The organism is Pseudomonas baetica, from assembly GCF_019733355.1.
GTDB lineage: Bacteria > Pseudomonadota > Gammaproteobacteria > Pseudomonadales > Pseudomonadaceae > Aquipseudomonas > Aquipseudomonas baetica_A.
Map to the genome: position 1 here is coordinate 1 of NZ_JAIHLQ010000030.1, position 12,844 is coordinate 12,844.

The 12,844-nt window shown below is 58.8% G+C and carries 11 protein-coding genes; 3 read left to right on the top strand and 8 right to left on the bottom strand.

Annotated features, from left to right (window positions below; all coding sequences use genetic code 11):
- Positions 1–215: 215 nt before the first annotated feature.
- A complete protein-coding gene (locus K5E40_RS23940; protein ID WP_221732918.1) occupies positions 216–1,742 on the bottom strand; it encodes a nucleobase:cation symporter-2 family protein in 1,527 nt (508 codons plus the stop codon).
- Positions 1,743–1,997: 255 nt separating this feature from the next.
- Between K5E40_RS23940 and K5E40_RS23945 the strand changes: the two genes are divergently transcribed.
- Entirely contained in the window at positions 1,998–2,282 is a 285-nt protein-coding gene (locus K5E40_RS23945) for a BrnT family toxin (protein WP_221732919.1), read from the top strand.
- Between the two features lie 3 nt (positions 2,283–2,285).
- Positions 2,286–2,618, top strand: a complete 333-nt coding sequence (locus tag K5E40_RS23950) for a BrnA antitoxin family protein (protein ID WP_221732920.1) — start codon at positions 2,286–2,288, stop codon at positions 2,616–2,618.
- A 3-nt stretch (positions 2,619–2,621) separates the two neighbouring features.
- On the opposite strand, the gene K5E40_RS23955 is transcribed toward K5E40_RS23950, so the two are convergent.
- The 3 genes from K5E40_RS23955 to K5E40_RS23965 form a co-directional block, all read right to left on the bottom strand.
- Positions 2,622–3,449, bottom strand: a complete 828-nt coding sequence (locus K5E40_RS23955) for an arylamine N-acetyltransferase (RefSeq protein ID WP_221732921.1) — start codon at positions 3,447–3,449, stop codon at positions 2,622–2,624.
- Positions 3,450–3,574: 125 nt separating this feature from the next.
- Positions 3,575–5,017, bottom strand: coding sequence for a mechanosensitive ion channel family protein (locus K5E40_RS23960; protein WP_221732922.1), 1,443 nt, complete (start codon positions 5,015–5,017; stop codon positions 3,575–3,577).
- 155 nt (positions 5,018–5,172) lie between these two features.
- Positions 5,173–6,039, bottom strand: coding sequence for a pirin family protein (locus K5E40_RS23965; RefSeq protein ID WP_221732923.1), 867 nt, complete (start codon positions 6,037–6,039; stop codon positions 5,173–5,175).
- A 250-nt stretch (positions 6,040–6,289) separates the two neighbouring features.
- On the opposite strand from K5E40_RS23965, the gene dkgB reads away from it, so the two are divergent.
- Positions 6,290–7,093: a 2,5-didehydrogluconate reductase DkgB gene (gene dkgB / locus K5E40_RS23970; RefSeq protein WP_221732924.1), complete on the top strand. Its 804-nt coding sequence runs from the start codon at positions 6,290–6,292 to the stop codon at positions 7,091–7,093.
- Positions 7,094–7,098: 5 nt separating this feature from the next.
- Here dkgB and K5E40_RS23975 read toward each other — a convergent pair whose 3' ends face one another.
- The 4 genes from K5E40_RS23975 to K5E40_RS23990 all read right to left on the bottom strand — a co-directional run bounded on the left by K5E40_RS23975 (position 7,099) and on the right by K5E40_RS23990 (position 12,829).
- Complete coding sequence (locus K5E40_RS23975; RefSeq protein ID WP_221732925.1) at positions 7,099–10,317, bottom strand: ATP-binding protein; 3,219 nt, start codon at positions 10,315–10,317, stop codon at positions 7,099–7,101.
- Between the two features lie 10 nt (positions 10,318–10,327).
- The gene (locus K5E40_RS23980) at positions 10,328–10,954 is read right to left on the bottom strand and encodes a response regulator transcription factor (RefSeq protein WP_221732926.1); all 627 of its coding nucleotides are present in this window, start codon (positions 10,952–10,954) and stop codon (positions 10,328–10,330) included.
- A 135-nt stretch (positions 10,955–11,089) separates the two neighbouring features.
- A complete protein-coding gene (locus tag K5E40_RS23985) occupies positions 11,090–11,530 on the bottom strand; it encodes a chemotaxis protein CheY (protein WP_221732927.1) in 441 nt (146 codons plus the stop codon).
- A 90-nt stretch (positions 11,531–11,620) separates the two neighbouring features.
- Entirely contained in the window at positions 11,621–12,829 is a 1,209-nt protein-coding gene (locus K5E40_RS23990) for an EAL domain-containing protein (protein ID WP_221732928.1), read from the bottom strand.
- Positions 12,830–12,844 lie beyond the last annotated feature (15 nt).

A 12,844-nucleotide genomic window follows, 5' to 3' on the forward strand; every position in this document is an offset into this window, starting at 1 on the left:
GATGGGACAACCTCGGCCTGGTCTCGATACTGGACACGATAAACCGACTTAACCGTATAACCTGAACCGCCGTATACGGAACCGTACGTACGGTGGTGTGAGAGGACGGCGGATGTGAATCCGCCTCCTACTCGATGGCGCTCGAAAATATCTTTTTCCCTTGAAACGAAAAGGCCGATCTGTCTCCAGATCGGCCTTATGCATTCAGTCAGCGGTCAGACATGCTCGCTGCTTTTCGCCTGCACCTCCGGCGAACCTTGGCCATGGTCATGCTCCGCATCAGGCTCGATCACTGGCACTTCCTTGCCATCGCAGTCATGCAGTTTGCCGTCGCTGAAGTAATCGCCTTCACGCAGCGCCGCCAGATCACGATAGCGCAGGGTGCGCTCTTCCGCCGCCGCAAACACCGATTGCTGATCCGAGTTGCCGGTGGTGAAGTGGTTGAACGCCAGGTTGAGCACGATCGCCATGATCGCCGACGAGCTGATGCCCGAGTGGAAAATGGTCGCGAACCAGCTCGGGAAGTGATCGTAGAAGTTCGGCGCGGCAATCGGGATCATGCCGAAACCGATTGAGGTGGCAACAATGATCAGATTGACGTTGTTGCGGTAATCCACCTTCGACAGGGTGCGGATACCGCTCGCCGCGACGGTGCCGAACAGCACGATACCTGCGCCGCCGAGCACCGATGTCGGTACTGCCGCAATCACCCGCCCCATGAACGGCAACAGGCCGAGGATCACCAGGAAGACACCGCCAGTGGCCACCACAAAACGGCTTTTGATTCCTGTCACCGCCACCAGCCCGACGTTCTGGGCGAAGGCGCTTTGCGTGAAGGAGCCGAAGATCGGCGCAAACATGCTCGACAACATGTCCGCACGCAGACCGTTGCCCAGGCGCTTGGAGTCCACCTTGGTGCCGATGATCTCACCGACCGCGAGGATGTCCGCCGATGTCTCTACCAGCGTCACCATGACCACGATGCACATCGACAGAATCGCGGCGAAGTGGAACGTCGGCATGCCGAAGTGGAATGGCGTCGGGAAGCCGAACATCGGGCCTTGAGTGACGCTGGAGAAGTCCGCCATGCCAAGGAATACCGCCAGTACCGTGCCAATCACCATGGCCAACAGGATCGACAGACGCGAGATTGTGGAGCTGCCCACCTTGCTCAACAGCAACACCAGCACCAGCGTAACCGCCGCCAGCCCGATGTTTTGCATGCTGCCGAAGTCCGGCGCGTGGCTGTTGCCGCCCATGGCCCAGCGTGCGGCCACCGGCATCAGCGTCAGGCCGATAGTGGTGATCACAATGCCGGTCACCAAGGGAGGAAAGAACTTGGTAATTCGCGAGAACACCGGAGTAATCAGCAGGCCGATCAAGGATGCGGCAATCACAGCGCCAAGCACCGACTGGAAGCCACCCTCCCCGCCACTGCTGACGATCGCGACCATGGTCGCAACGCCGGAGAACGACACACCTTGTACCAGCGGCAACTGACAGCCAAAGAACGGCAGACCCAGGGTTTGCAGCAGTGTTGCCAGCCCCCCCGCAAACAACGAAGCAGCGATCAGCAAACCAATGTCTGCCGGCGAAAGCCCGGCTGCCTGGCCGATGATCAGTGGCACCGCAACGATACCGCCGTACATGGTCAGAACATGTTGCAGGCCGTAAGCCATATTCGCGCCGACCCCGAGATTTTCGTCCTCGGGCCGTTGGTGTGAAACATGGGGCGTTTTCATGGTGGGGGGGTCCCTGGTTTTTGTTATGCGCACACTGTATTCAATACTTGTGACAAATGTCCATAGAGTTGTATACAACTTACCAGTCACATAATGGATAGGTAGCCACCCAACCTTCTATCCCCCTGCTCGCATCCCCTCACAAATCCGGCAACACATCCCCGTCTGACCTTGCGTCATCACCCACTAGGCTGAAGTGCTCATGGCGACCGACGGTGTGGTCGCGCTCTTTTTTATACATATAAAGTATGCATAATGAAGTCATTCGACATTCAGTACGACAAAAGCAAGAACGCAGCCAACAAACTCAAGCACAAAGGTGTCAGCCTCGCCGAGACAGAACCGGTCTTTCACGACGAATGCGCACTGACGATTGAGGACAACGACCATGCAGAGCCACGCTGGATCACCCTGGGCCTCGACGGTAAGGGACGGTTGCTGGTCGTTGCGTACAGTTACCGCGAAGCCAATGTCATTCGAATTATTTCTGCGCGTGTCGCCACCCCAAGCGAGCGTCGCCAATATTCTTTAGAGGCTTGATCGATGAAAGACGAATTTGACTTCTCTCAAGGCAAACGCGGCGCCGTGGCGTCCACCAAGGGTAAAACCCGCATCACCATCATGCTCGACGACGCGGTCATCGAGGCCGCTCGCACCGTGGCGGAAAACGAGGGGTTTGGGTATCAGACGGTGATCAATAACACCCTGCGCCACGCCTTGCTCAATGGCACAGAGAGTCAGGGCCCGGCCGAGTCAGGCCACTGCGGGCAGTTCAAGAAAGGTATTACCGCCGCCGACCTCAAGAGTCTTGAGAAAAAGCTGTCGGCGGCCGTCGGGGAGATACGCCGGGTACTGGAGCCAGAGGCGAAGCCCTAGGCTTCAGGCGGGGACAATCATCCGCCCCAGCGCGTGGCTCAGGCGCGGTTGTTGAGGCAGGCGAAGATCGAATTCCTGCTGCAACAACTCGATCAACTCATCAACATCCGTCACCTCCCGCCGTTCACTGGCGGAGCCCATGCGATGGATCGCGAAACTGCCGTTGTTCAGCGTCTTGCGCCAGCCGTTACCCGTGCGCGCGACCATAAGGCGTTGGCAGAACGGCGATTCCGGGTGGGTCGAGACGTACCAGTTGCCGATGGTGTAATCGATGTCTTCCTGGCGTTGCAGGTCAAACAGGTACATGGGGCGCCATTCACCTGCAACGTTGGCGCGCAGCATGTAGCCATCGACACGGTTTTCGATGCGATACGGTTCGTGTGGCGTGGTTTGTTCGGCCTCTGTGTCGAGCATCAACGGTGCAGTTGGCACCATGCCACCGAAGCCGACATCGGTGATGTAGCGCACGCCATCCAACGTCACCAGACTCAGACGGTGCGTACGTGCGGTCCAAGTACCTTCAGGCTGATTCATCACCACTCGCCCACTGATGGCCCGGGCATCGAAGCCCAATTCAAGCAACAGGGCAAAAAACAGGTGATTGAGTTCGTAGCAGTAACCGCCACGGCCATCGTGCAGGACTTTCTGCTCTACAGAGGCAAGGTCGATCAACACCGGTTCACCGCCGATCGTCGACAGGTTCTCGAAGACAAACGCGCCCGTGTGGCGCAACTGCAATTGGCGCAGGGTCTCCAGCGTCGGCGCGGGTGGAGCATCGAAGCCGAGACGTCGCAGGTAGCGTTTCAGATTTGTCAGGCGTGGTTCGCTCATTGCCCAGTCCTTTTGCATATGGCTGCGGATAGCTCCGCCGATGGCTGACTAAAATAACCCCAAAAGATGCCGAGGCAATCCTTGAGACACAAATACCGCAGGCAATCGCACCAGTGCCAAGCCACTCAGGCGCGATTACGCAACCATTGCAAAAAGCCTTTTTTCGGCACGATGACCGGCGCGTCCTCGGTCAGGGATTGCGCTTTGTACAGACGGTAATCGAGCAAGGTTTGCATCGCGTCGCTGATGTCGTGGCGGGCATCCAGGCACGGTTTCAGGTAAGTCTTCTCGATGCGGTACAACGCGCAAAAGGTCTTGGCGGTAAACGTGGCGGGCACCGACGAATCGGAAAGAATGCCGGCCTCGCCGATCACTTCGCCCGGCCCCATGCGTGCGGACTCGAACGGTGCGCCATGGCGGGTCAGCGCCACAGTGACCACGCCGGATTCAATGATGTACAGGTGATCGCTGACCTCCCCTGCGCCCAGAATCTGCTCGCCGGCGCGGAAGGATTGCAGGGTCATGTTCTGGCTGAAGGTGTCTTTCTCTTCCTGACGCAACGTCGAGAAAATCGGTGAGCTGTCGAGCAACGCCCGCGGCCGCGAGAGATTGCCCGGCACGGCAGGCTCGGCCCTCGACAGCAGATTGACCCCGGATGCCTGCAAGTGCCGATACGCCAGGTCGAACAGTTGATTGCGCACCACACGTTTCTCGCCCATCGACGCGACGAAACCATTGATTTCGTACTCTGCCCCATCGCTGCCAGCGTTTTTGAGCGCCACACTCGGCGCTGGGGTGTCCAGAAGCTGACGACAGCCCTGCATCGCGCGCTCCAGCGCATCGATCACCGTGCTCGGTCGCGCATGCGGGCTGACTTGCACACTGACGGCCACGCCGAACATGTTGCTCGGCCGGCTGAAGTTGATGATCTTGGCCTTGGCCGCCAGCGAGTTGGGAATCACCGCCATGTTGCCTTGGCTGGTTTGCAGGCGGGTGGCGCGCCAGTCGATGTCGGTGACCCGACCTTCGGTGCCGTCGATGGAGATCCAGTCATCGAGTTGATATGGCTTGGTGGTGTTGAGGACGATCCCGGAAAACACATCGCTCAACGTGCTCTGCAAGGCCAGACCGACGATGATTGCCAAAGCGCCAGACGTCGCCAGCACACCTTTGACCGGCAGATCCAGCACGTAGGCCAACGCCGCAATGATCGCGATCAGAAAGATCACGGCACCCAACAAGTCTTGTAGCAAACGCCCAGTGTGCCCGACCCTCTGCATCATCACCGCGCCGATCAACACCGTCAGGGTGCGTGCGCCGAACAGCCACCAGGCAATCTGTAGCGCAGTCGCCGCCATGTGCAACGGTACATCGTCTGCCCAGGGTGCCGGCTCCATGGGGCTCAGGCCTTCGTTGAACAACAACACACTGAACACGCTGAAAATCAGCACCCGCACCAGCAATTTCCACTCACTGCCACGGGCGCTGATCAGACGCCACAGCCCGAGGTCGAGCAGGATCAGGATCAACGCGCAAAACAAAGGGTGTTCGGTCAGCAGAGACAGCATCAAACAACTCCGACGGGGGGCCAATCGCGAGAAGATCGCACAGATTGGGGACAGTGTAGGAGTCATTGATTTCAGAAAATGAGCACGACTTCACTGACAACAAGAAAACCTGTGGGAACAAGCTTGCTCCCACAAAATTTTTGGCGATTAAGGCGTCAAGCGTGCATTCGACCAAACCGTCCGGACTGGAAATCGGCAAAGGCCTGATGAATTTCCTGCTCGGTGTTCATCACGAACGGGCCATGGCCGACGATCGGTTCGTCGATCGGCTCGCCGCTGAGCAGCAACACCACCGCGTCCTGGCTGGCTTCGAGGGTCAGTTGATGGCCGTGGCGCTCCAACAGCACCAACTGCCCTTCGCACGCGGCTTGCAGACTGTTGACTTGCACCGAACCTTTCAACACCACCAATGCGGTGTTACGGCCCTCGAGCAGATCGAGCGTCAGCAACTTGCCGGCGTTCAGACGCAAGTCCCACACGTCGATTGGCGTGAAGGTACGCGACGGGCCTTGATGGCCTTCGAACTCACCGGCGATCAGGCGCAGGCTGCCGGCGTTGTCCTTGAGCGCGATGTTCGGGATCTCGCTATCGAGAATCGTCTGGTAACCCGGCGCGGCCATTTTGTCTTTGGCCGGCAGGTTGACCCACAACTGGACCATCTCCAGATTGCCGCCGGTTTTGGCGAAATTCTCGGAGTGGAATTCCTCATGCAAAATCCCGGAAGCAGCCGTCATCCATTGCACATCGCCGGGGCCTATGGTGCCGCCGCTGCCAGTCGAGTCGCGGTGCTGCACTTCGCCGTCGTAAACAATGGTCACGGTTTCAAACCCGCGATGAGGATGCTGGCCGACGCCGCGTCGCTCGGTGGTCGGAGTGAATTCGGCGGGACCGGCATGATCGAGCAGCAGGAACGGGCTGATGTGTTTGCCCATGCTGTCGTAGGAAAACAGTGTACGAACCGGAAAACCATCGCCGACCCAATGGCCCCGAGGGCTGGTGTAGATACCGATGATGTTTTTCATGGAGGGCTCCAATAGGGTGAGTGAGGCGATGGATTAAGCTTAAATCCATGACCATTAATGCACTAGACGGCAAAAATCGGCCTCAGCGTTCTACCTCCTGAACGATGCGCTGGCGAAAGGCCCAGACAACACAAACATCCGAAAAGATTCATGACCTGAGGTCAAAGGTGCTTTGTCCCACCAACGGTTTTTCTCATGGATGCAGGCGCCGATACTCCTGTCCATCCCCACTGCAACCCTGGAGTCCTTCATGTCTGTTCCCGCTTTCGGTCTTGGTACGTTTCGCCTGCAAGGCCAGGTGGTCATTGATTCGGTGAGTACCGCACTTGAGCTCGGCTACCGGGTGATTGACACCGCGCAGATCTATGAAAACGAAGCCGACGTCGGCCAAGCCATCGCTGCCAGCGGCATCGCACGCGAAGAACTGTTCATCACCAGCAAGATCTGGGTCGCCAACTTCGCCAAGGATCGCCTGATCGACAGCCTCAAGGAAAGCCTGCAAAAACTGCAGACCGACTACCTCGACCTGACGCTGATCCACTGGCCTTCGCCGGACGATCAAGTACCGGTCGAGGTGTTCATGGGCGAACTGCTTGAAGCCAAGCGTCTGGGCCTGACCCGGCAGATCGGCATTTCCAACTTCACCATCGACCTGATGAAACAAGCGATTGCTACCGTCGGCGCCGAGAACATCGCAACCAACCAGATCGAGATGCATCCCTACCTGCAAAACCGCAAAGTGGCCGCGTTCGCCAACAGCCAAGGCATTCACATCACGTCGTACATGACCCTCGCTTACGGCGAAGTGCTCAAGGATCCCGTGATTCAACAAATTGCCGAACGCCTGCACGCCACCCCGGCGCAAGTCACGCTCGCCTGGGCCATGCAATCGGGGTATGCGGTGATCCCGTCATCGACAAAGCGTGCCAACCTGCAAAGCAACCTCGGCGCAACCACGCTGACCTTGAGCGACGCCGACATGGCGAAAATCGCCACACTGGATCGCGGCCATCGCCTGACCAGCCCCAAAGGCATTGCGCCCGACTGGGATTAACCGGCTCAGGCCTGAAGACGTTGCGCGAGGCCGTGCATGGCCGCGCGCAACGCATTGATCGCCACGATGATGACGACGGCTTCGGCCTCTCGACAAGCCTGTTCAAGATCAGCGCACGCCGACACCACCCGCTCCGCGCCCACCATCTGTGCTCCGCCCTTGATGTGATGGGCCAGCTCGCGCAGCCCAGCGTGGTCGTCCTCGGCGTTCAAATCGTCAAGTCGTTGCAGATCGTGATGCAGACTGTTCAACACTTCTTCACGCAGGCGCTCGATCAACGCGAGATCATCGCCGGCCATTTGCTCCAGTGTGCTCAAGTCGATTTCTGTCAGGGCAATATGCTCGGTCGAATCGACATCGCTCGCGCATTGGCTCGCGCCATTCAGGGCCTGCTGCAGATCGTGCAAACGGATCGGTTTGAACAGACATTCGTCCATGCCGGCTTCAAGACAGCGAACCTTCTCCTCGACCTGCGCGTTGGCGGTGAAACCCAGAATCAGGCAAGGTGCACGGCCGCTCGCGGCTTCTTCGTCACGGATTGATCGTGCCAGTTCATAGCCGTTGCGCCGGGGCATGTTGCAGTCGGTGATCACCACATCGAACGGCTGTGCCCGCCAACACTCCAGTGCTTGATGGCCGTCCTCGGTATCGACCGTGACATGCCCCAGCTCACTCAACTGCCAGCCTAGTAACAATCGGTTCACCGGATGATCGTCCACCACTAGAACGCTCAGGGCGTGTTCCGGCGCGCCCAGGGTTTGAGCGGTCGCCGGGTTCTGCGCGAGCGCGGTCAGCAGCGGCAACTCGAGACTGACTTCAACTTGCGTTCCGTGGCCGGGTTCGCTGTCTAGCCGTAACGCGCCGCCCATCATTTCGCAGAGGCTACGACTGATCACCAGGCCCAGCCCGGAACCGCTGCGCACCGATTGCGCGTTATTGCTGGCCTGAACGAACGGGCTGAACAGCCGTTGCCGATCCTGCGCGCTGATACCGATCCCGCTGTCTTCGATGACCACTCTCACTGCCAGTCGCTCGGCCGATGTTGCTGTCACCGCAAGCCACAAACGCACCTCGCCCTCCTCGGTGAATTTGATCGCGTTGCTCAGCAGATTCGACAGCACTTGCTTGAAGCGCGTCGGGTCAATCAACACATCGACGTCACTGCCGGCATCAAGCTCGATCTGCCACAGCAAGCGCTTCTGCCGCGCCAGCCCTTCAAAAACCCGGCATACCGACACCACCAGTTCACGCAGATTGGCCCGTTCGGGGGCCAGGGACAAATGCCCGTTTTCAATACGTGCAATGTCGAGAATGTCGCCGATCAGGGCCAGCAATTGTTGCCCGGCGTTGGAGGCCACCTGAATCGCCAAGCGATCAGTCACGCCTTCATCGGCCCTTTTCAGCGCCAGTTCGAGCATGCCGATCAACGCATTCATCGGTGTGCGGATCTCGTGGCTCATGGTCGCCAGAAAAGTGGTCTTGGCCCGATTGGCGTCGTCCGCAACGTCCTTGGCTTCCTGCAATTGCTGCAACCATTGCTGACGCTGGCGGATTTGCCTGCGCTGAAGACCGATCCAGACCAATGCCAGCAACAGCAGGCTCGCCGCAGCGACAAATCCCAGGACAATCATGCGGCGATGACGCAGCCAATAGCTATCCTCCACCACCACATCATGCCCCCAGCGCTCGACCAGTTCGTCCACCTGCTGCGGGGCGATGCTCAGCAGTGCCTTGTTCAGGATCGAATGCAGTATTGGCGCCTGCGGCGAAGTGGCCAGCGCGATACGGGCGGGTTGATCACCCACGGTACCGGTAATGCGCAGACGCGAGCGGTACTGGCGGGCAATCAGATAACGCGCCACCAGCAACGAGCTGACCGTCGCGTCCACTTGGCCTTTGGCGATCAGCGCCATACCTTCGGCGGGACTTTTGACTTCGACCAGGTGAATGGCGGGTACGCGTCCCAGCAGATAAGCGCGCAATGGGTGACCACGATAAATAGCCAGGCGCTTCCCCGCCAAATCGTCGAGATCGCGAGGGCTCTGCGCTGTGGCCGCACTGACCAGCACAAAGGGATTGTTCAGATAGGCCCGGGTGAACTGCAGTTCGGTTTCACGCTCGCTGCTGGGTGTCACCACGGGCAACACGTCAAGCGCCTCCATCTTCAGTTGCTCGATCTGACGGTCCAGCGAGCCCCCGCGCACGATCTCGAAATGCAGCCCGCTACGCTGGCTGATCAAGTTCAGCAATTGCGCCGAAAGCCCACTGAAACGGCCGTTTGCATCAAAGAACGTCAGCGGGGCGAAATCTTCGATGCCGCCGACTCGCACCACAGGGTGTTGGCCCAGCCATTGCTGCTCTGCGGTACTGAGTTGCACCTGCGTCTGTTCGGCCATCTCGGCGAGACCCGCGCTCCAACGCTGTTCTATGCGCAGACGATGCTCCATGGGAATGCTCGCCAACGCCTTGTCGACGAGGCGTCTGAGGCGCACATCGGTTCGCAACAGCGCAAAGCCGAACGGATTGGCATCGAGCCCCGACGGCCCAGCCAATTGCAAGTCGTTGCGATAATTGGTGTTGATCAAGTAGTTGGCACTGATGAAGTCGCCCAGATAAACGTCATCTGCGCCAAACGCCACTGCACCGAGGGCATCCATCGCCGAAGGGTAGCGCTGCACGAGCGCTTCGGGATAAAACGCCTGCACGTTCGCCAGCGGCAGATAGTCTTCGACCATGGCGACACGCTTGCCGGCCAGGTTCACCGGCAAGGTTTCACCGAGCCGGGTCACCAGCATCGGCTGGTCGTCAGCATAGGCCCGAGACAGAATGATTTTCGGGTCAGCGACCTCAAAACTGTTGGAGGTGCCCAACAGATCGACATCACCGCGTTTGAGCGCATCCATCACAGCATTGCGGTTGGCATAGCGCCGGACCTCGATGCCGATGCCGAGCAGTTGCGCCAGCAGATCGGCGTAATCGGCCGTGAGTCCTTCCAGCTCATGTTGATTGCGGGTTATCTCGAACGGCGGATAATCAGGCCCGGAAACGCCCATGCGCAACACCGCGTGCTGACGCAGCCATTGCCGATCCTGCTCGTCCAGAGGAAGCTGGACCCTTTCCAGAGCGGTGCGGGTCAGCACCTCCAGCAACTGTGGCGGTTCACTCGCCCAACTGGTGGCCACAAGGCTCAGCCACAACCAGAAAATCCGTAATACCGGCCTCATGACCGGGCGCTCAGAGCAAATGATTGCGCTTGGCGAAATCGCGCAAGTGCACCGCCGAGCTGACCCCGAGCTTCTTCATCAGACGGGTTTTGTAGGTACTGACGGTCTTGTGACTCAGGTGCATGTCCTCGGCAATCGTCTTGTTGGCTCTGCCCTGCCCCAGTTGTACAAAAATGCTCAACTCCCGGTCGGAGAGTTGATCGACCATCTGCTTTTCCGTGGTTTGCACGGCGTTCAGTGCGCTGACATTGTCCGGCAGCGCGGAAAAATAGGTGTAGCCCGACATCACCGCCTGAATGGCTTTATGCAATTGTTGCAACTGGTTGGTCTTGGTCACGTAGGCCATCGCCCCCGCACGCAGACAACGCTCCTGGTAAAACAAGGGATCGTGGGAACTGAAGACCAGAATTCGGCAGTCAAGGTCGCTGGCCTTGATTCGCGCCAGTACATCCAACCCGTCAAGCACCGGCAAACGCAGGTCTAGCACGACCAGTCGGGGTTTGTGCTCACGGATCAATGGCAGCACCTCGTTGCCACTGGACGCCTCGTAGATCTGCTTGAAGCCCTCGGTTTGCAGCACGATTCGGATGGCGGCGCGCACCACCGGATGATCGTCGACGATCAGCGCTGACTTCATAACCACTCCCAGTGCAAAATCTGGCGATAGGACCACCGGCATGGGCTGATCCAGACTCAGTGGTTGCGCAGCGACTGTTGCACGGAACGGAAAGCGAATCACCTGTCAGACCTGACAGTTGCGGCAAACATTTTTTTATGCGTGAGCTCGACTTCGCACAAACTGATCCTGGTTCCAGGCTGACGATTGATGCTCGGCGAATGCCTCGACCCGCGACATCAAGTGCTTGATCGCTTGTGCATTGGGTAACGCCGCGTGACTGACCTGGACATTTTCCTGGGCGAACCCCGAAGCCACCTGCAGCGGCGCCGAAGGATCGTTGTATATCAACGCGTGACGGACCTGCGGGTTTTCCAGCAGAAAACCCGGCAGGTCCAGTGAGCCGGCCGTCAGTTCGGCATTGATGACGACCACATCAAACGGTTCACAGCCGTACTCCACAAGGGTCAGCAACTCGACAAGGCTCTGCACAGGGGCAACACGGTAGTAATCGAGGCCATTGAACAGACGTTCGACGTTCATCCGGTGAAAATGCTGCGAGTCGGCGATCAAGATGCGCAGGGTTTTATTGATCATGCTCGATCTCCTGGTGGTGACGGTTTCTGAAGGCGGCAAGCCTACGCAAGCCCCGAGACGTTATCTGTAAGAAATTTCCTAAAAAACCGCTCATTTTTCCGAGCTCTGCACCACGCTGCGCTGCTGCAGCCACCTCAACAAATCGGCCCCTGCCATCGGCCGTGCGTACCAGTAGCCCTGACCTTGCGCGCAACCGAGTGCCAGCAGTTCACGGCGCTGCACATCGGTCTCGATGCCCTCGATCACCACTGTCATGCCCAGGGTTTCGCCCAGCGCCAGCGTGCTGCTGATCGCCGCCCGGCAACGTGGCTCGTGCTCAAGGTTACGAATGAAATCAGCGTCGAGCTTGATCTCGTTGAAGGGCAACTGACACAAGCGTTGCAGTGAGGAGAATCCGGCACCGAAGTCATCAATGGACAAGCGACAGCCCATCATTCGTAAGCGCACCAGGCTTTCCAGGCTGGTGGCCGGTGCTTCCAGCAGGCCGCTTTCGGTCAGTTCGAAGGTCAGATTTGAACCGGGAGCCGCGTGACTGGCCAGTATGTTCCGGATGGTTGCCGTCAAATCGCTGCTGGCGAGTTGAGAGGCCTGCAGATTGAACGCCATGTTCAACACAAAGCCTTGCGCCCTCGCGCTGCACTGCAACGTCAACGCCTCATTTATTTGGCAAAACAACAACTCGTCGAGCAAGCCGCAGCGCTCCAGCACAGGCATGAAAACCGCCGGCGAAATGATCCCCTGCGTCGGATGCTGCCAGCGGCACAGGACTTCGACACCACTGACTTCTCCGGTCAGCAGATTGAATTTGGGTTGATACCAGGCTTGTAACTGCCGCTCAGCCAAGGCCTCGCGGACCGCGTCTTCGTTGGCCAGCGTGTTGGCGCTGATCGGTGGCTGCTGACTGACCGGCCTGACGAGGGCCTTTCTCAACAAATCCTCCAACACCTGCACATGCAATGGTTTGCCCACATCACCCAACAACTCGAGTCCAAGCAACGTCACCATTTGATGCACCGCCCGACGCAGATCCGCCGACAACGAGCTGCTGATGATGACCGACTTGACCTGCCCCGACGCGCCCACCCGCTGCAAAAACTCGAGGCCGTCCATGCCCTCCATTTGTAAGTCGCACAGGGCAACATCCACCGGCCCGACGGTTTCCAGCACCGCCAGGGCCTGGGCGCCGTCACTGGCCTCGAACACCTCTCGGCATCCCAGCGATTGGAGCATGCTCACCGCTACGGAACGCTGGAAGGTGTGATCTTCTAGAACCAGGACACGGAGCGGCAAAGTGGGCATGGCGATCGACTCATC